14 protein-coding genes, 3 tRNA genes and 2 pseudogenes are annotated in these 17,615 nt (G+C 58.6%); 3 read left to right on the top strand and 16 right to left on the bottom strand.

Annotated features, from left to right (window positions below; translation table 11 throughout):
• Positions 1–60: 60 nt before the first annotated feature.
• Positions 61–2,274 carry a DUF1631 domain-containing protein gene (locus LOY70_RS04155; protein WP_265033633.1) on the bottom strand — a complete coding sequence of 738 codons (2,214 nt, stop codon included), beginning with the start codon at positions 2,272–2,274 and terminating at the stop codon, positions 61–63.
• Positions 2,275–2,543: 269 nt separating this feature from the next.
• Between LOY70_RS04155 and nadC the strand changes: the two genes are divergently transcribed.
• A complete protein-coding gene (gene nadC, locus LOY70_RS04150) occupies positions 2,544–3,392 on the top strand; it encodes a carboxylating nicotinate-nucleotide diphosphorylase (RefSeq protein ID WP_265033632.1) in 849 nt (282 codons plus the stop codon).
• 154 nt (positions 3,393–3,546) lie between these two features.
• Here nadC and LOY70_RS04145 read toward each other — a convergent pair whose 3' ends face one another.
• Positions 3,547–3,852 (bottom strand): DUF6388 family protein, encoded by a 306-nt coding sequence (locus LOY70_RS04145; protein WP_123416431.1) that lies wholly within the window; start codon positions 3,850–3,852, stop codon positions 3,547–3,549.
• Positions 3,853–4,222: 370 nt separating this feature from the next.
• On the opposite strand from LOY70_RS04145, the pseudogene LOY70_RS04140 reads away from it, so the two are divergent.
• Together LOY70_RS04140 and LOY70_RS04135 are read left to right on the top strand one after the other, a co-directional pair.
• A pseudogene (locus tag LOY70_RS04140) lies at positions 4,223–4,447 on the top strand (type II toxin-antitoxin system HicA family toxin); the annotation flags it as partial.
• Positions 4,448–4,462: 15 nt separating this feature from the next.
• On the top strand, positions 4,463–4,804 hold the full coding sequence (locus tag LOY70_RS04135; protein ID WP_265037966.1) for a type II toxin-antitoxin system HicB family antitoxin: 342 nt from the start codon (positions 4,463–4,465) through the stop codon (positions 4,802–4,804).
• A gap of 24 nt (positions 4,805–4,828) precedes the next feature.
• On the opposite strand, the gene LOY70_RS04130 is transcribed toward LOY70_RS04135, so the two are convergent.
• The 14 genes and pseudogenes from LOY70_RS04130 to folP all read right to left on the bottom strand — a co-directional run bounded on the left by LOY70_RS04130 (position 4,829) and on the right by folP (position 17,614).
• Positions 4,829–4,901: transfer RNA gene (locus LOY70_RS04130), tRNA-Thr, on the bottom strand.
• A gap of 104 nt (positions 4,902–5,005) precedes the next feature.
• Positions 5,006–7,136 (bottom strand): annotated as a pseudogene (gene pnp / locus LOY70_RS04125) (polyribonucleotide nucleotidyltransferase).
• Between the two features lie 193 nt (positions 7,137–7,329).
• Entirely contained in the window at positions 7,330–7,599 is a 270-nt protein-coding gene (rpsO, locus tag LOY70_RS04120; RefSeq protein ID WP_003177875.1) for a 30S ribosomal protein S15, read from the bottom strand.
• Positions 7,600–7,738: 139 nt separating this feature from the next.
• On the bottom strand, positions 7,739–8,656 hold the full coding sequence (truB, locus tag LOY70_RS04115) for a tRNA pseudouridine(55) synthase TruB (protein WP_123342824.1): 918 nt from the start codon (positions 8,654–8,656) through the stop codon (positions 7,739–7,741).
• 4 nt (positions 8,657–8,660) lie between these two features.
• Positions 8,661–9,062: a 30S ribosome-binding factor RbfA gene (gene rbfA / locus LOY70_RS04110; protein WP_003177871.1), complete on the bottom strand. Its 402-nt coding sequence runs from the start codon at positions 9,060–9,062 to the stop codon at positions 8,661–8,663.
• A 159-nt stretch (positions 9,063–9,221) separates the two neighbouring features.
• On the bottom strand, positions 9,222–11,750 hold the full coding sequence (gene infB / locus LOY70_RS04105; RefSeq protein ID WP_123342825.1) for a translation initiation factor IF-2: 2,529 nt from the start codon (positions 11,748–11,750) through the stop codon (positions 9,222–9,224).
• 27 nt (positions 11,751–11,777) lie between these two features.
• On the bottom strand, positions 11,778–13,259 hold the full coding sequence (nusA, locus tag LOY70_RS04100; RefSeq protein ID WP_003197716.1) for a transcription termination factor NusA: 1,482 nt from the start codon (positions 13,257–13,259) through the stop codon (positions 11,778–11,780).
• A 59-nt stretch (positions 13,260–13,318) separates the two neighbouring features.
• Positions 13,319–13,777 carry a ribosome maturation factor RimP gene (gene rimP, locus LOY70_RS04095; RefSeq protein WP_025211790.1) on the bottom strand — a complete coding sequence of 153 codons (459 nt, stop codon included), beginning with the start codon at positions 13,775–13,777 and terminating at the stop codon, positions 13,319–13,321.
• Positions 13,778–13,917: 140 nt separating this feature from the next.
• Positions 13,918–13,994 (bottom strand) — tRNA-Met (locus tag LOY70_RS04090).
• 97 nt (positions 13,995–14,091) lie between these two features.
• Positions 14,092–14,177, bottom strand: a tRNA-Leu gene (locus LOY70_RS04085).
• Between the two features lie 21 nt (positions 14,178–14,198).
• A complete protein-coding gene (secG, locus tag LOY70_RS04080) occupies positions 14,199–14,582 on the bottom strand; it encodes a preprotein translocase subunit SecG (protein WP_025211789.1) in 384 nt (127 codons plus the stop codon).
• A 4-nt stretch (positions 14,583–14,586) separates the two neighbouring features.
• A complete protein-coding gene (gene tpiA, locus LOY70_RS04075; RefSeq protein WP_265033604.1) occupies positions 14,587–15,342 on the bottom strand; it encodes a triose-phosphate isomerase in 756 nt (251 codons plus the stop codon).
• A 66-nt stretch (positions 15,343–15,408) separates the two neighbouring features.
• Positions 15,409–16,746, bottom strand: coding sequence for a phosphoglucosamine mutase (glmM, locus tag LOY70_RS04070; protein WP_265033603.1), 1,338 nt, complete (start codon positions 16,744–16,746; stop codon positions 15,409–15,411).
• A 16-nt stretch (positions 16,747–16,762) separates the two neighbouring features.
• Positions 16,763–17,614, bottom strand: a complete 852-nt coding sequence (gene folP / locus LOY70_RS04065; RefSeq protein WP_265033601.1) for a dihydropteroate synthase — start codon at positions 17,612–17,614, stop codon at positions 16,763–16,765.
• Position 17,615: the final 1 nt, after the last annotated feature.

Raw genomic sequence — 17,615 nt, 5'->3', positions numbered from 1 at the left:
GTTCCTTGGAAGACGACCGGGAATGTCGTCAGTATGCCGTGATCGGGCCAGGCTGCGCGATCACTTGCCGCGATTGAGCTGACGCAAATTGCCCAGCACCGACTCCAGTGCCCGGTCGAACAGCAGGGTGTCGTCCAACAGGCGCACCGCGCCCCGGCGAAACTCCAGGGCCAGGCTGGTGCGGCTGTGCTCCTGCACTTTCAGGCCGGTGCGGTTGACGAAGATGTACTTGCCGGTGGCCTCGATGATCGCCGCCAGTTTGCAACGCAGGCTGTTGTCATCGTCTTCCTGGAACTCCACCCAGCTTCCCAGGCGCAATTGGTCGACCTGCATCAGGCCCACGTCATCGGCCGGCAAGCGTACCTCTGCGTTATCCGCCGGCGCATGCTGGGCGGTGCGCAGGACAATTTTCTCGCGCACCTGGACCATGACCGGCGAATTGAGCGACTGAGCCGGGTCCGTTGCCTGCCCCACCTGCTCAAGGGCCCGAACATGCAAGGCTTCCAGCTCGCTGAAAAACTCGCTGGTGGCAAACGGGTCGAACGCCGAACGGTTCAGGCCGTCGCGCAAGGCCTTGAGCAGTTCCGGCACGATCGCCAGTAAACGCAGGCCGGCGTCTGGCTCGTCGTGATGCTGGACACTCCAGATCAGCTGCTCCAAGGTCGCTACGTCGGCCTGCCACTCGGCTGAATACTTGCCGTGCTTGAAACAGGTCAGTAACAACACCTGGCTCCAGGCCTGCTGCACGAACTCCACCACGGCGAGTGGCAACACCTTGCCCAGCATGACTTGGTTCAACGCCCCTTCGACGCGCAGGCGAGCCAGCTCGGCCTTGGCCCGTCCCTCTTCAGCGTCACGAATGCGCTGTTCAAGCAACTCACTGCGGCGCCGCTCGTCACTGGTGAAGGCCAGGAAGTCGGCGAGCAGTTCGGAGAAAATCGCCGGGTCATCGACGAAGTCATTCAACAGGCGCTGCACCACTTGCTCGATACGCAGATAAAGGCTATCGCGCTGATGATCGTCGCAAGCGCCCCAGCCCATGGCCGCCGCGGCGATTTCATTGAGCAGCCGTCGGGCCGGATGATTGCCGCGACTGAAGAAACTCTTGTCCTGCACCGCGACCTTGAGCATCGGGATCTGCAGACGGCCGATCAGGGCCTTGAGGGAGTCCGGCAGGTTATGGTCGTCGAGGATGAATTCGAACATCATCGAGATCAGATTAATGACGTCTTCGTCGGCGCCCTCGACCACCCGGGACTTGCCGCTCCTGACACTGACCCGGGTCAGCAGTTGTTCGAGCTGGCTACGCAAATCGAACTCGTCATGGACGGTGGGCGCGGGGACGTATTGTTGCAGGTGGGAGAGCAACCGCAGCAGGTCACGGGTCGAGATCGGCTGGGCCGCTGCGCTGGCCTCCAACGTAGGCGCCACGCTGCCACGCACCTGCAGCAAGAGTTTCTGCAACGCAGCGAACACCTCCTGCACGCTGTCATCGACCTCCGAAGCCTTGGGCCTGGGCGCGCTATCGACCTTGGGCGCAGGGTTATCGTCGATACGGTCCGAAGCACGTCGGGAAAGCGAAACCTTGAGGTCCGGCAAGATACCGGTGGCCGCCAGCAACTGATTGGCCTCGCCATAGAGCGGGTCGCATTCGCTGAGCACATAGCGCTCGAATAGTTTGAGCAGGATCAGCTTGACCTTGATCCCTACGCCCAGGTTGCGCCCGGCCTGTAGAAAATTCTCACACAGCCGCGCGGGGTTCAGGGGGTTCTGCTGATTCGTCAACGGCCGGTCCAGCAGCACGCTGAGGCGTGCCGTCAGTTGATCGAGCGACACGCCATCACGACCGAGTACTCGTGTGACCATGGCCTCAACGGCCAAATGGCGCTCCAGGTCGTCATGCGTTGCCTGAGCCTGGGGACCTGGCGCCAGCACGGGCACCAAGGCGGCTTGCGTCAGGTCGTATTGGACGAGGCTGACGAACGCCTCGAAAAACTGCTCGATAAACCCGCGTTCAATACTCTTGCGTTTCAGGCGCAGGTCCCGCATGGCTTCGAAGAACAGGTTCTGCTCGACATCATTGCGTGCCCGGTCGGCCATTTCGAACAGCGTATCGTCGGCGTTATCGAACAGCCCTTGCAAGCCAAAGCGCAACTGCTGGGCAGCCTTATCGCGAACCTGCAACAGAATCACAGGCAGGCGGGCGAGCGGCGAATGATTCGCCTGATCGGTAGAAGCCTTGTGCAAAGGCACTACATTCCCGTCGTTATGCATCCTGGCCCCCTGAAACGGCATTCTTCGGTTCGCTACGTCAAAGCTATGACGTCAATCGAAAGGCGGATTATCTGGCAAAGAATCCCGTCATACCAGCAGTACTCTGTGACCCAGCTCGAAATACTTCGCAATAAGTGACCGATCAATCGAGGAAATGTTGCGAGGATGCGACCAAATGCAGGTTTCGACGACGGCAGCAGACATCTGGCGCCTTGGGTTCGCTCGCAGCCTGGCCCTATAATCGGGCCACTTTGTTTGTGGAGCCCGTTATGCCGAACCTACGTCTTGCCGATCTGACCGCCGAAATCGAAGCCAACGTACGCCGTGCGTTGCTCGAAGACATCGGCAGCGGCGACATCACCGCACAACTGATCCCCGCCGAACGCCTGGCCAAGGCCACCATCATTACCCGCGAAGCCGCGACCATCAGCGGCACCGCCTGGGTCGATGCCGTGTTCCGGCAACTGGACCCGCGTGTCGCGGTGCATTGGCAAGTACATGACGGCGACCGGGTGAACCCCGATCAGGCGCTATTCCACCTCGAAGGTCCGGCCCGCTCGCTGCTGACCGGTGAACGCAGCGCGCTGAACTTCCTGCAAATGCTCTCGGGCGTTGCCACCCGGGCCCGCTACCTGGCCGACTTTGTCGCCGACACCCAGGTCAAGCTGCTGGACACCCGCAAGACCCTGCCTGGGCTGCGCCTGGCCCAGAAGTACGCCGTCACCTGCGGCGGTTGCCATAACCACCGCATCGGCCTTTACGATGCGTTCCTGATCAAGGAAAACCACATTGCTGCCTGCGGCGGCGTTGCCCAGGCCATTGCTGCCGCCCACAAGATCGCGCCGGGTAAACCGGTGGAAATCGAAGTGGAAAGCCTGGCGGAATTGAAAGAAGCGTTGGCGGCCAACGCCGACATCATCATGCTCGACGAGCTGAGCCTGGACGACATGCGTGAAGCCGTACGCCTGAACGGCGGCAAGGCGAAGCTGGAGGCCAGTGGCGGGATCAACGAAAGCACGTTGCGCCCGATTGCCGAGACCGGGGTGGACTACATTTCCATCGGGGCGATGACCAAGGATGTGAAGGCGGTGGACCTGTCGATGCGGCTCAGTATCTGAGGAGCAGTGGGGAGCTTCAAGCTGCAAGCTTCAAGCGGTTCGACGCTTGCCTTGCAGCTTGAAGCTTGTAGCTTGTAGCTTGTAGCTTGTAGCTTGTAGCTTGTAGCTTGTAGCTTGTAGCTTGTAGCTTGTAGCTTGTAGCTTGTAGCTGCTTCTAAACTACAAGATTATTCATCTCGCAGTATTCATCCCATTCCACACCCAACACCTCGGCCGCTTCCTTGTGCAACGCAAAGCGCTGCTCCTCGAACTCTTCAGGCGTGCTGGTGTACTTGAGCGTCAGCTCCCAGGGCTGCAGCCCCTGGGCTTCGGCTTCGTCCTCGAACGCCCACTGGATCTGGTCTTTCTGATCGTCGGCGGGCAAGTCCTTGATCTCTTCCAGCAACTGGGGCGCGTCCAGTACGTATTTTTTCAGCGCTTCTTCGTGCCTGGCTTCCTGGGTCAATTCTTTAACGGTCATGGCGTTCTCGCTGATCTGGGGAATGGAAGATGGATCTGGATCATCAAGGATCTCTCTGACGCAGAAAACCGTTTAAAAGCCCGGTTTATTTGGCCTTCAGAACCATTCGGGGATCATCTGAAAACAAAGGTGTTTGATTTTTTGGGACAAGGAATCCTAACAGAGACGCAAGCCAGTGCAACAACCGGAATCGAATAGAGGAACGAGGTATGCGCCCGGTTACAGTTTCTCGTTTCCATGGGCGGGGATTAACCCCTTATAAATATTCCATTACTTCGGCACTGAGGCTCGATGACCCAAGCCTTCTCATTGACCGCCCCGACGCCTGCAACTATATTCAGTCGCAACGAAAAGCGCTCATGTCAAAAAAATGAAAAAAAACCTCGCAAAGCTGCTCAATGAACAAAGCTCATTCACTTGGCCGCAACTCATCACCCTATTACGTCGCTTGGGTTACTCCCAACTGGAAGGCTCGGGCAGTCGAGTTAAATTCGATAATGGCGACCCAAGTGCAATGATCAACTTACACAAGCCGCAGCCAGGTAATGAGCTCAAAATGTATGTAAGACGCCAGATTATTGAACAATTGAAAAACAGGAGGCCTGATCCCATGAGCACCCAGCTACATTACAAGGGCTACGTGGGCTCAATTGAAGCGAGCACCGAAGATAAGTGCCTGTTCGGAAAGCTCTTATTCATTCGGGCGCTGGTGAGCTATGAGGGACAAACGGTGGCCGAACTAGAAACGGCTTTTCGCGAATCCGTAGATGATTATCTACAGACCTGCGAGCGGCTAGGTCAGAAGCCGGAAATACCCTGCAAGGGATCGTTCAATGTTCGCATCGGCCACGATCTGCATTTGGCAGCGGCTTTGGCTGCGACTCGTCAAAATGTGTCGCTGAATGACCTGACACGCCAAGCACTGAACGAATATCTACAGCATCACGCATAAAAAGCGCAGGCGAAAAAAGTTTTTTGCCCGAGACAGGAATCGAACCTGCGACCTTCGCGTTACGAGTGCGCTGCTCTACCGACTGAGCTACACGGGCGGTGGCTAAACCTAGCATCGTCCCCTGTGGCCAGGCAAACCCGCGACACAGGGATTTTCGCCACACAGCAAAAACGCCCCGAACCAGTCGGGGCGTTTGCTTGTTCAGCGGCTAAGCGAGGGGGTGATTAAAACGCCCGATGCCTTGGCTGCTGCGACGTCCTTGATGGACAGCTTGATACGGCCGCGGTTGTCCACGTCCAGTACCAGCACTTCCACTTCCTGGCCTTCTTTGAGGATGTCGGTCACTTTCTCGACGCGAGCATCGCTCAGCATGGAGATGTGAACCAGACCGTCCTTGCCCGGCAGGATGTTGACGAAGGCACCGAAGTCGACGATGCGCTCAACCTTGCCGACGTAGATCTTGCCGATCTCGGCTTCGGCGGTGATGCCCAGGACGCGCTGGCGTGCCGCTTCTGCCGCTTCCTTGGTTTCGCCGAAGATCTTGATCGAACCGTCGTCTTCGATGTCGATCGAAGCCTTGGTTTCTTCACAGATCGCACGGATGGTCGCGCCGCCTTTACCGATGACATCACGGATTTTGTCGGTGTCGATTTTTCATCGCGATCATGGTCGGAGCATTTTCCGACAGCTCGGTACGGGACTGACCGATGATCTGGTTCATCTGGCCGAGGATATTCAGGCGCGCTTCCAGGGCTTGGCCCAGGGCGATTTCCATGATCTCTTCGGTGATGCCCTTGATCTTGATGTCCATCTGCAGCGCGGTAACACCTTTGGCGGTACCGGCTACTTTGAAGTCCATGTCGCCGAGGTGATCTTCGTCGCCCAGGATGTCGGTCAGGACGGCGAATTTCTCGCCTTCTTTAACCAGACCCATGGCGATACCGGCAACCGGTGCCTTCATTGGCACACCAGCGTCCATCAGGGCCAGGGAAGCGCCGCAGACCGAAGCCATGGAGCTCGAACCGTTGGACTCGGTGATTTCCGATACCACACGAATGGTGTACGGGAACACGTCGGCAGCAGGCAGCATGGCCTGGACCGAACGACGGGCCAGACGGCCGTGACCGATTTCGCGGCGACCTGCGCCACCCATGCGACCACACTCGCCCACCGAGAACGGAGGGAAGTTGTAGTGCAGCATGAACGGGTCTTTCTTTTCGCCTTCCAGGGTGTCCAGCAGTTGCGCGTCACGGGCGGTGCCCAGCGTGGCAACGACCAGGGCCTGGGTTTCGCCACGGGTGAACAGTGCCGAACCGTGGGTCTTCGGCAGAACGCCGACTTCGATGTTCAGCGGACGTACGGTGCGGGTGTCGCGACCGTCGATACGCGGCTTGCCGTTGACGATGTTTTCGCGAACGGTGCGGTATTCGATTTCACCGAAAGCGGCTTTGACTTCAGCGGCAGATGGCTGGCCTTCTTCACCGGACAGTTTGGCAACCACCTGGTCTTTCAGCTCGCCCAGACGCGCATAACGGTCGGCCTTGACGGTGATGGTGTAGGCCTGGGAGATCGCTTCGCCGAACTCGGCACGGATAGCGCCCAGCAGTTCGGTGGCTTCGGCTTGCGGAGCCCAGGACCAGGTTGGCTTGGCGGCTTCGGCGGCCAGTTCCTTGACGGCGTTGATCACCACCTGGAACTCGTCGTGGGCGAACAGTACGGCGCCCAGCATCTGGTCTTCGGTCAGTTCCTTGGCTTCGGACTCAACCATCAGCACGGCTTCGGAAGTACCGGCCACGACCATGTCCAGGCTCGAGGCTTTCAGTTGCTCGTAGGTTGGGTTCAGCAGGTAGCCGGTGCTTTCGTGGAACGCCACGCGGGCAGCGCCGATCGGGCCATCGAAAGGAATGCCGGAGATGGCCAGGGCAGCCGAGGTACCGATCATCGCAGCGATGTCCGGATCGGTTTTCTTGCTGGTGGAGACGACGGTGCAGACAACCTGCACTTCGTTCATGAAGCCTTCTGGGAACAGCGGACGGATCGGACGGTCGATCAGTCGGGAAGTCAGGGTTTCTTTCTCGGAAGGACGGCCTTCGCGCTTGAAGAAACCGCCAGGGATCTTACCGGCAGCGTAAGTCTTTTCCTGGTAGTGAACAGACAGAGGGAAGAAACCCTTGCCTGGATCGGCTTGCTTGGCACCGACAACGGTCACCAATACGCTGACGTCGTCGTCAACGGTGACCAGCACTGCGCCGGAGGCCTGACGGGCGATACGGCCAGTCTCGAGGGTAACGGTCGACTGACCGAATTGGAATTTTTTGATTACCGGGTTCACGGTGTCCTACCTTCTTTGTGGCTCTTGGGGAACTTGTCTTCTTGCGAAATTCTTGGGCAATGTCGGGAGTCGGCCCAACCCTTGTCCAGGGTAAAACGTGTATCCAGATAAAACTTGAGGCTGGGAGCCTGCCATGGCCAGCGGGAATCCCACCGGCACACGGCAAACAACCAACCTCTAGCGCAATCGCTGATTAGCGACGCAGACCCAGGCGACCGATCAGAGTCTGATAGCGACCCAGATCCTTGCCTTTCAGGTAGTCCAGCAGCTTACGGCGCTGGTTTACCATGCGGATCAGACCACGACGGGAGTGGTGATCTTTACCGTTGGCCTTGAAGTGACCTTGCAGCTTGTTGATGTTGTGGGTCAGCAGTGCAACTTGCACTTCTGGCGAACCAGTGTCACCAACAGCTTGCTGGTAGTCAGCTACGATTTGTGCTTTTTCTTGAACGTCGAGAGCCATGAGGCAATCCTTTTATCAGGAAACCACCCAAGGGCGGTTTCAACAGGCCAGGGACAAATCCCTGTATCTATAAATGAGTAGTGACCGTGCCTGTTAACAGCCACACTCGCCAGCCTGTTGTTACGCAGGCTGGTTCCGGTCATTCCGACCGAATCAGTCGACGCGGCGCGATCCGCCCGTCTTCGCTCACTTCACCGATACCGATGAAGCGACCATTGTGATCCTGTACCCGTACCATGCCGAACTTCGGCGCATCCGGGGCGCGTACCGGCTGGCCGTTGAGCCAGTAGAACGCGCTGTGTTCCGAGAACTGCAACAGCGGCCAATCCAGCAACCCGCTGTCCGATGGCATCAGGAAACGGTCGACCGCTTCGTTGCCGCCTTCGGCATGTACCGCTTCGAGCTCTTCCAGGGTGACCGTCTGGGCCAGCGTGAAAGGCCCGGCCTGGGTCCGTCGCAATTCTGCCACGTACGCGCCACAGCCGAGCTGCTCACCGATATCCTCCACCAGGGTGCGGATATAGGTGCCTTTGCTGCAATCCACGGCGAGCCGTGCAGTATTACCGTCAAAGGCCAGCAATTCCAAGCGCGCAATAGTAACAGAACGCGGTTCGCGCTCCACTACTTCGCCTGCACGGGCCAGCTTGTACAACGGCTGGCCATCACGCTTGAGGGCGGAGTACATCGGCGGTATCTGACTGATTTGCCCGCGAAAATGCGGCAATACGGCCTCGACATCCGCCTGACCAACGGTCACCGGGCGCTCCAGCAGAACCTCACCTTCGGCGTCCGCCGTGGTGGTGGTCTTGCCCAGTTGCGCCAGGGTTTCATAACCCTTGTCGGAATCGAGCAGGTATTGAGAGAACTTGGTCGCTTCGCCGAAGCACAGCGGCAATACGCCAGTGGCCAGCGGATCGAGGCTACCGGTGTGCCCGGCCTTCTCGGCATTGAGCAGCCAGCGGACCTTCTGCAACGCGGCGTTGGAGGTGAACCCCAACGGCTTGTCGAGCAGGATGATGCCGCTGACGTTACGACGGATACGTTTGACCTGAGCCACCGAATTACTCCTTGGTGTCTTCAGGTTCAGCCGCAACCGGGTGCTGACTGTCTTCAGCCACGGCGCGTTCAATCAACGCCGACAGGTGCGCACCCCGCACGACGCTTTCGTCGTAGTGGAAGTGCAACTGTGGGACGCTGCGCAACTTCATCTCCCGGGCCAACTGCATGCGCAGGAAACCGGCGGCGGAGTTGAGCACCTTGATGCTTTGGGCGATTTCTTCGGCGCTGTCCTGGCCCATCACGGTGATGAAAATCTTCGCATGACCGACGTCACGGCTGACTTCCACTGCGGTAATGGTGACCAGGCCGACGCGCGGGTCTTTGACTTCGCGGCGGATCAGCTGGGCCAGCTCGCGCTGCATCTGATCACCGATTCGTTGGGTACGGCTATATTCTTTTGCCATGTCTTGTTACCTGTTACTGCCCCACGGTCAAACCCGTGAGGTCTGAAAGCGGCAAACGCCCGGCCTGACAAAAGCCAGACCGGGCGTTGCGTTTAGAGTCCACCCACGAGGCAGTGCGTATTCACGCGGCTGCCCGGTGTGGCTCTTGAAGTGCGCGAGTCAGAGGCTGCGAGCAACCTGGACCTTCTCGAAGACTTCGATCTTGTCGCCGACCTTGACGTCGTTGTAGCTCTTGACGCCAATACCGCATTCCATGCCGGCACGTACTTCGGAAGCGTCATCCTTGAAGCGGCGCAGGGATTCCAGCTCGCCTTCGAAGATAACGATGTCTTCACGCAGTACACGGATCGGACGGTTACGGTGAACGACACCCTCGATCACCATGCAACCGGCGATCGCGCCAAACTTCGGCGAACGGAACACGTCGCGAACTTCGGCCACGCCCAGGATGTTCTCGCGAACATCGCTGCCCAACATGCCGGTCAGGGCTTTCTTGACGTCTTCGATGATGTCGTAGATCACGTTGTAGTAACGCATATCCAGGCCTTCCTGCTCGACGATCTTGCGAGCGCCAGCATCGGCACGCACGTTGAAGCCGAACAGTACAGCGTTGGAGGCCAGTGCCAGGTTGGCGTCGGATTCGGTGATACCACCAACACCGCCACCGACCACGCGCACTTGCACTTCGTCGTTACCCAGGCCGTTCAAGGCGCCGTTCAACGCTTCCAGCGAACCACGGACGTCGGATTTGAGGACGATGTTGAGCGTCTTCTTCTCTTCCTGACCCATGTTCTCGAAGATGTTTTCCAGCTTGCCGGCGTGAGCGCGAGCCAGTTTGACTTCGCGGAACTTGCCTTGACGGAACAGAGCCACTTCACGGGCTTTCTTCTCGTCAGCCACAACGCTCATCTCGTCGCCAGCATCCGGGGTGCCGTCCAGGCCGAGGATCTCGACCGGAATCGCAGGACCCGCTTCCTTGATGGACTTGCCGTTCTCGTCGAGCATGGCGCGCACACGGCCATAGTTCGAGCCGACCAGCACCATGTCGCCTTGGCGCAGGGTACCGTCTTGAACCAGGACGGTCGCAACCGGGCCACGGCCCTTGTCGAGACGGGACTCAACGACCACACCACGGCCTGGGGCCGAAGGTGTAGCGGTCAGTTCCAGGACTTCGGCTTGCAACAGAACGGCTTCGAGCAGTTCGTCAACGCCGGTACCCATCTTCGCGGAGACCGGTACGAATGGAGTGTCGCCACCCCACTCTTCGGAAGTCACACCGTGCACCGACAGTTCGCTACGGATGCGATCGAGGTCGGCACCCGGCTTGTCGATCTTGTTCACCGCAACCACCAGAGGCACGCCAGCTGCCTTGGCATGCTGGACCGCTTCGATGGTTTGTGGCATCACGCCGTCGTCCGCCGCAACCACCAGGATCACAATGTCGGTCGCCTTGGCACCACGGGCACGCATCGCGGTAAACGCGGCGTGACCCGGGGTGTCGAGGAACGTCACCATGCCGCGGTCGGTTTCAACGTGGTAGGCGCCGATGTGCTGGGTAATGCCGCCAGCCTCACCTGCCGCAACCTTCGCACGACGGATATAGTCGAGCAGGGAGGTTTTACCGTGGTCAACGTGGCCCATTACGGTCACGACCGGTGCACGGGAAACCGCCTCACCTTCAAACTTCAGGGACTCGGCCAGGGAATCTTCCAGGGCCGTGTCGCTGACCAGGGTCACTTTGTGGCCCAGCTCTTCGGCAACCAGTTGGGCAGTTTCCTGATCCAGTACCTGGTTGATGGTGGCCGGCGTACCCAGCTTGAACATGAACTTGATGATTTCAGCAGCCTTGACCGACATCTGTTGGGCCAGATCGCCCACAGTGATGGTCTCGCCGATCTTCACTTCACGCACGACAGGGCCGGTAGGGCTCTGGAAACCGTGGGCGTTGCGTTTCTTCAGCTTGGCCTTGCCGCGACCGCCGCGACGGAAGCCATCGCTTTCTTCGTCGGTGGTACGTGGCGCAACGCGTGGTGCCGGCGCCTTTTCCTTGACCGAGGCACGATGAGGAGCGTTTTTGCGCTCGCCATCGCCACTGCCACGACGGTTGTCGTCGGCACGCGGTTTGTCCGGACGACGCTGTTCATCGCGCTTGCGGGTATCAGCCGCAGGTGCAGATGCAGGCGCTGCCGCCACGACCGGTGCGCTTTCACGCACAGGCTCGGCGACTGCGGCAGGCGCCGCAACGGCTTCGACCGGAGCGGATTGCGCAGCAGCAGGCTGGCGACGCGCTTCTTCTTCGGCGCGACGCTTGGCTTCTTCTTCAGCCTTCTGACGGGCAGCATTTTCTACTGCGCGACGTTCTTCCAGTTCGCGTTTGCGCTCGGCTTCGATTTCTTCCGGGCTGCGCTGTACGAAGACTTTCTTCTTGCGTACTTCAACGCTGATGCTTTTGCTACCGGCAACACGCAGGGTGCTGGTGGTTTTACGCTGCAGAGTGATCTTGCGCGGTTCTTCCACTTTCGCCTTGTGACTGCTCTTCAAGTGAGTCAGCAGGGACTGCTTCTCACTGTCGGTCACATGTTCCTCGGCGGCGGTGTGCGGCAGACCTGCCTCACGCATCTGCTGCAACAGGCGCTCTACCGGTGTTTTGACCTCATCGGCCAGTTGTTTCACCGTGACTTGCGTCATGCACTTCTCTCCTCAGGCCGCGCCTAATTACTCGAACCAGTGGGCTCGGGCGGCCATGATCAACTTGCCGGCACGATCATCGTCAATGCCGTCGATGTCGAGCAGATCGTCAATAGACTGCTCGGCCAGGTCTTCGCGGGTAATTACGCCGCGCACCGCCAGTTCCATCGCCAAATCCTTGTCCATGCCCTCAAGCGAGAGCAGGTCTTCGGCCGGATGGGCGTCTGCCAGCTTTTCCTCAGTAGCGATAGCTTTGGTCAACAAACGATCCTTGGCCCGAGCGCGAAGCTCGTTGACGATTTCCTCGTCAAAGCCGTCGATGTTGAGCATTTCTTCCACCGGTACGTAGGCAATCTCTTCCAGGCTGGTAAAGCCTTCATCCACCAGCACCTGTGCCAGCTCTTCGTCGACTTCCAGCTCGTCGATGAAGTTGCGCAGGATGTCGCCGGTTTCAGCTTGCTGCTTAGCCTGGATGTCCGATTCGGTCATCACGTTCAGGGTCCAGCCGGTCAACTGGCTGGCCAGACGCACGTTCTGACCACCGCGACCGATGGCCTGAGCGAGATTGTCTGCGCCAACGGCGATGTCCATGGCATGGGCATCTTCGTCAACGATAATTGCCGCCACTTCAGCTGGCGACATGGCATTGATCACGAACTGAGCCGGGTTGTCGTCCCACAGGACGATGTCCACGCGCTCGCCGCCCAACTCGCCGGATACGGCCTGGACACGCGAACCGCGCATGCCAATGCAGGCACCTTGCGGGTCGATGCGTTTGTCCTTGGAGCGGACCGCGATCTTGGCACGCGAACCCGGATCACGGGAGGCAGCCATTACTTCGATCAGGCCTTCAGCAATTTCCGGCACTTCGATGCGGAACAACTCGATCAGCATTTCCGGCGCAGTACGCGACAGGATCAACTGTGGGCCGCGGTTCTCGGTGCGGATTTCCTTGAGCAGCGCGCGCAGGCGCACGCCAACCCGGAAAGTTTCGCGAGAAATGATGTCTTCACGGGCCAGCAACGCTTCGGCGTTGTTGCCCAGGTCGACGATCACGTTGTCGCGGGTGACTTTTTTCACGGTGCCGGAGATGATTTCCCCCAGGCGCTCGCGATAGGCGTCGACGACTTGTGCACGCTCGGCTTCGCGAACTTTTTGCACAATGACCTGCTTGGCAGTCTGTGCAGCGATGCGACCGAACTCGATGGACTCGATCTTTTCTTCGACGACATCACCGACCTTGGCGCCAGGATGCGTTTCTGCAACCTTGCTTGGCCAGGTTTCGATAGCCGGATCGTCCAGGTCGGCTTCTTCGACCACCGTCCAGCGACGGAAGGTCTCATAGGCACCGGTGTGGCGATTGATTTCCACACGCAAATCAACTTCGTCTTCAAACCGCTTTTTAGTGGCAGTGGCCAGGGCCAACTCCAGCGCTTCAAAAATAACGTTAGCCGGTACGCCCTTTTCATTGGATACCGACTCAACAACCAGCAGTACTTCTTTGCTCATCGTACGCCTCGCCTTTCGCAAGCCATTGGATCCGCGGGATCCGCAGTATCTGGCACGTATCAGTCAAAACTGGGAATAATGTTGGCCTTGTCGATCATATCGATCGGCAACAGGAACTCATGGTCTTCTACCTGCACCACGACGTCCTGCTCTTCTACACCGCGCAGAAGGCCTTGAAAGTTGCGTCGGCCTTCGAAGGGCGAGCGCAGCTTGATTTTCACTTGTTCACCGGCAAACGAAGCGAACTGTTCAAGGGTGAACAGAGGGCGTTCCATGCCAGGCGAGGAAACTTCAAGGGTGTATTCGGAGGTGATTGGATCTTCGACATCCAATACACCGCTGATCTGACGGCTGACGATGGCGCAATCATCCACCAACACGCCGCCTTCCTTATCGATATAAACGCGCAACAGTGAGTGGCGACCTTGAGCCGAAAACTCAATACCCCAGCATTCATAGCCAAGGGCCACGACCACCGGGGCCAACAAGGCCTGCAACTGTTCTAGCTTGCTCGACACCTGAACCCCCTCGTGCATGTTTGTGCATGCTGTGCAAATAAAAAAAAATGGGCGAATCGCCCATCCCTGAAACGCCGTCGAACAGCGGCGTTATAAAGTGTCCAGCTAACAAAAAGCCCCTTGGAAGGGGCCCCTGAAACTGGTTGCGGGAGCCGGATTTGAACCGACGACCTTCGGGTTATGAGCCCGACGAGCTACCAGACTGCTCCATCCCGCGACAAAGCTGGGGCGGAAGTATACGACCGATCCCTTACAGGGTCAATGTAACCCTTCCACCTACAAGAAAGCCCGCAATCGCGGGCTCTCCTGATAATTGGTACCGAGAAGGGGACTCGAACCCCTACACCCTATGGGCACAACCACCTCAAGGTTGCGTGTCTACCAATTCCACCACCTCGGCAATACAGCGTTTGAAACCTTCTTACTTCTGCTCTTGAGCTGGAGGCACGTCAGTCGCCGGATTGGCCGACTTTTGCTCTTGAAGCACCGGGACATCATCAGAAGCCGGTTGTTGCTTTGGCGCTTCCAACACCGCTGGGTTTGGCAAACCTACTTGAGTCAGCTCATGAGCTTTCTCTTTAGCAAAGTAACCTAACCCCAAGCTGGTTATGAAGAAACCGGCGGCGAGTATAGCAGTAAACTTACTAAGAAAGGTAGAGGAACCTTGGCTTCCGAATACAGTATTTGAAGCACCTGCACCGAAAGACGCACCAGCATCCGCACCTTTACCCTGCTGCAGCAATACGAGAGCAACTACACCCAGCGCGCCCAGCAGATGAAAAACGACTACGACTGTTTCCAGCATTTTTTCAGTTTCCCGCGGCGCGACAGATCGCACCGAACTCATCTGCATTCAGGGACGCTCCACCAATGAGCCCCCCATCGATATCCGGCATGCCGAACAGTTCGACCGCATTGGCCGCCTTCACGCTGCCGCCGTATAGAAGTCGCACACCTCGTGCCACTTCAGAATTCTCTGCCGCCAACTGCGCGCGGATGGCGGCGTGCACATCCTGCGCTTGTTGCGGCGAAGCAGTCAGCCCGGTGCCAATGGCCCAGACTGGCTCGTAGGCAATGACTGCCTTTGCAAAAGCATCGACACCCAGCTCTTCGATGATGCCACCCAGCTGACGCCCGACAACTTCAAGAGTCTTTCCGGCCTCGCGCTGTTCCTGGGTTTCCCCTACGCACAGCACCGGGATCAGACCACAGGCCTGAGCCGCAGAAAATTTGCGAATCAGGGCCTTATCCTGCTCGCCCATGATCTGGCGACGCTCGGAGTGTCCAATCAGGACCAGGGAGCAACCTGCATCCACCAATTGACTCGGCGCAATCTCACCGGTCAACGCGCCTTGCATGGATTCCACCGCAGAGTTCTGCGCGCCGACCGAAATCGACTTACCCTTCAAGCCATCAATCACTTGATTGATATACAAGCAAGGCGGGAATACCGCGACATCAACACCGCTTGGCAAGGCCAGATGACGAAGGCCTTTGATCAGCTCAGCGACGCTGGCGCGGGTACCGTGCATCTTCCAGTTACCAGCTACCATAGGGCGACGCATGCTGTACCTCGTCGGTCAAAGTGGGCGCAGATGTTACCCAACCGATTCATGACTGGCAAGCCGAATTCAGGCAGAAACTTCAGTAACCAGTTTTGCCAGCTCTTCGGCGTAACCGCGAACTTGCGCTTCATCCTCACCTTCGACCATGACGCGCACCAAAGGCTCTGTGCCGGACTTGCGCAACAACACGCGCCCACGCCCGGCCATCGCCTCTGTCACACGCTCGCTGGCCTGCATGACCTCTGCATGTTCGAGAGGGTTTACACCGCCACCGAAACGCACGTTGATCAACACTTGCGGGCATTTACGCAATGCCTGGCGCGACTGTGCGAGCCCTTCGTTGCGCGCCTTGAGTGCCATCAGCACCTGCAGGGCCGCAATGATCGCATCACCGGTGGTGGTATGGTCGAAGCACACGATATGGCCGGAGTTCTCGCCGCCGATCAGCCAGTTGCGCTCCAGCAGCTCCGAGATCACATAGCGGTCGCCCACATTGGCTCGCACAAAGGGAATATCCAGGTCCGCCAAGGCCAGCTCGAGTCCGAGATTGCTCATCAGCGTACCGACCACTCCGCCCTGCAGCTTGCCGCGCGTGTGCAGATCGCGGGCGATGATAAATAGCAGCTCATCGCCATCGACGACCGTACCGGTGTGATCGACCATCAGGACCCGATCACCGTCGCCATCGAAAGCAATCCCCAGATCAGCGTGCTCAGCCAGCACCGCAGCCTGCAACGCCTCGGTATGGGTGGAACCACAGTTGTGGTTGATGTTCAGCCCGTTTGGCTGGGCGGAGAGCACGACCACTTCGGCCCCCAGCTCGCGAAATACGCTCGGCGCGACTTTATAGGTCGCGCCATGAGCACAATCGACGACGATTTTCAGCCCCGAAAAGCTGGTACCGGTCGGCACACTGCCTTTGCAGAACTCGATGTAGCGCCCCGACGCATCGTTGATCCGCGACACTTTACCGATCTTGCTCGACTCAACCACAGTCATCGGCGTATCCAGCAGCTCTTCGATCATCAGCTCGATTTCATCCGGCAGCTTGGTGCCCTGGCCGGAGAAGAACTTGATGCCGTTGTCATCATGGGGGTTGTGCGAGGCACTGATCACGATACCCGCCTGCGCCTGGAACGTGCGCGTCAGGTACGCGATGGCAGGCGTCGGCATCGGCCCCAGCAGCATTACATCGGCCCCCGCCGAAGTCAGGCCAGCCTCCAGAGCCGATTCGAACATATAACCGGAAATGCGCGTGTCCTTGCCAACCAGCACCTTGCAGGCGCCCATTTTGCGGAACGCCATACCAGCCGCCCAACCGAGCTTGAGCATGAAATCAGGGGTAATGGGGTATTCACCGACCCGACCACGGATACCGTCGGTGCCAAAATATTTCTTGCTCATAAGTGCTCCGTCATTCTTATTCGGCTGAATCCACTGCTGCGATCATCCGCACAACATCCATTGTTTCGGCCACATCATGCACCCGCAATATGCGCGCACCTTTTGCGATGGCCAAGGCAGCGAGCGCAAGACCACCATAAAGGCGTTCTCCCACCGGACGACCCAAGGCATTGCCTATCATGCTCTTTCGCGAAACCCCGACCAACAGGGGGCGCCCCAGGGCATGCAAGGCGTCCATGTGCTTGAACAGGCTTAGATTGTGAGCCAGCGTCTTGGCAAAGCCAAACCCTGGATCAAGAACGATCCGTTCGACGGGAATGCCCACCGCCACGCACTGATTCAAACGCTCCGCCAGAAACTCACCGACTTCCCTGGTCACGTCCTGATAGTGCGGGTCATTCTGCATGGTGCCGGGCTCGCCGAGCATATGCATCAGGCAAACCGGCAACCCGGTGGCCGCCGCGGCATCCAGGGCGCCATCGCGCTGCAGGGATCGCACATCGTTGATCAGGCCCGCACCCAGTCGCGCAGTCTCACGCATGACCGCCGGCGTGGATGTATCGACCGAGATAATGACATCGAGCTCGCGATGTATGCGCTCGACAATCGGCGCGACGCGTTCCAGCTCTTCGGTAGGCGAGACCGCTCGCGCGCCCGGACGGGTCGATTCGCCGCCGACGTCGATCAGCGTCGCACCGGCCGCCACCATCGCCTCGGCATGCCGCAGCGCAGCATCGAGCTGGCTGAACCGTCCACCATCGGAAAAGGAATCGGGCGTGACATTGAGAATGCCCATGACATGCGTATGGGCCAAATCAAGAACCCGGTTGCCGCAAGGCAACCGGGTCGAGGACTGAACAGAAGTCATT

The organism is Pseudomonas sp. B21-054 (assembly GCF_026016345.1).
In the GTDB taxonomy this organism is placed as follows: domain Bacteria; phylum Pseudomonadota; class Gammaproteobacteria; order Pseudomonadales; family Pseudomonadaceae; genus Aquipseudomonas.
The sequence above is the reverse complement of the archived record's forward strand: the minus strand, read 5'-3'. Positions and strand labels throughout refer to the sequence as shown.

Bases quoted from the DNA above. Each gene is read 5' to 3' on its own strand.
- LOY70_RS04155 (WP_265033633.1), bottom strand. From the start codon at position 2,274: ATGCATAACGACGGGAATGTAGTGCCTTTGCACAAGGCTTCTACCGAT.
- nadC (WP_265033632.1), top strand. From the start codon at position 2,544: ATGCCGAACCTACGTCTTGCCGATCTGACCGCCGAAATCGAAGCCAAC.
- LOY70_RS04145 (WP_123416431.1), bottom strand. From the start codon at position 3,852: ATGACCGTTAAAGAATTGACCCAGGAAGCCAGGCACGAAGAAGCGCTG.
- LOY70_RS04135 (WP_265037966.1), top strand. From the start codon at position 4,463: ATGAGCACCCAGCTACATTACAAGGGCTACGTGGGCTCAATTGAAGCG.
- rpsO (WP_003177875.1), bottom strand. From the start codon at position 7,599: ATGGCTCTCGACGTTCAAGAAAAAGCACAAATCGTAGCTGACTACCAG.
- rbfA (WP_003177871.1), bottom strand. From the start codon at position 9,062: ATGGCAAAAGAATATAGCCGTACCCAACGAATCGGTGATCAGATGCAG.
- infB (WP_123342825.1), bottom strand. From the start codon at position 11,750: ATGACGCAAGTCACGGTGAAACAACTGGCCGATGAGGTCAAAACACCG.
- nusA (WP_003197716.1), bottom strand. From the start codon at position 13,259: ATGAGCAAAGAAGTACTGCTGGTTGTTGAGTCGGTATCCAATGAAAAG.
- secG (WP_025211789.1), bottom strand. From the start codon at position 14,582: ATGCTGGAAACAGTCGTAGTCGTTTTTCATCTGCTGGGCGCGCTGGGT.
- tpiA (WP_265033604.1), bottom strand. From the start codon at position 15,342: ATGCGTCGCCCTATGGTAGCTGGTAACTGGAAGATGCACGGTACCCGC.
- glmM (WP_265033603.1), bottom strand. From the start codon at position 16,746: ATGAGCAAGAAATATTTTGGCACCGACGGTATCCGTGGTCGGGTCGGT.
- folP (WP_265033601.1), bottom strand. From the start codon at position 17,614: ATGACTTCTGTTCAGTCCTCGACCCGGTTGCCTTGCGGCAACCGGGTT.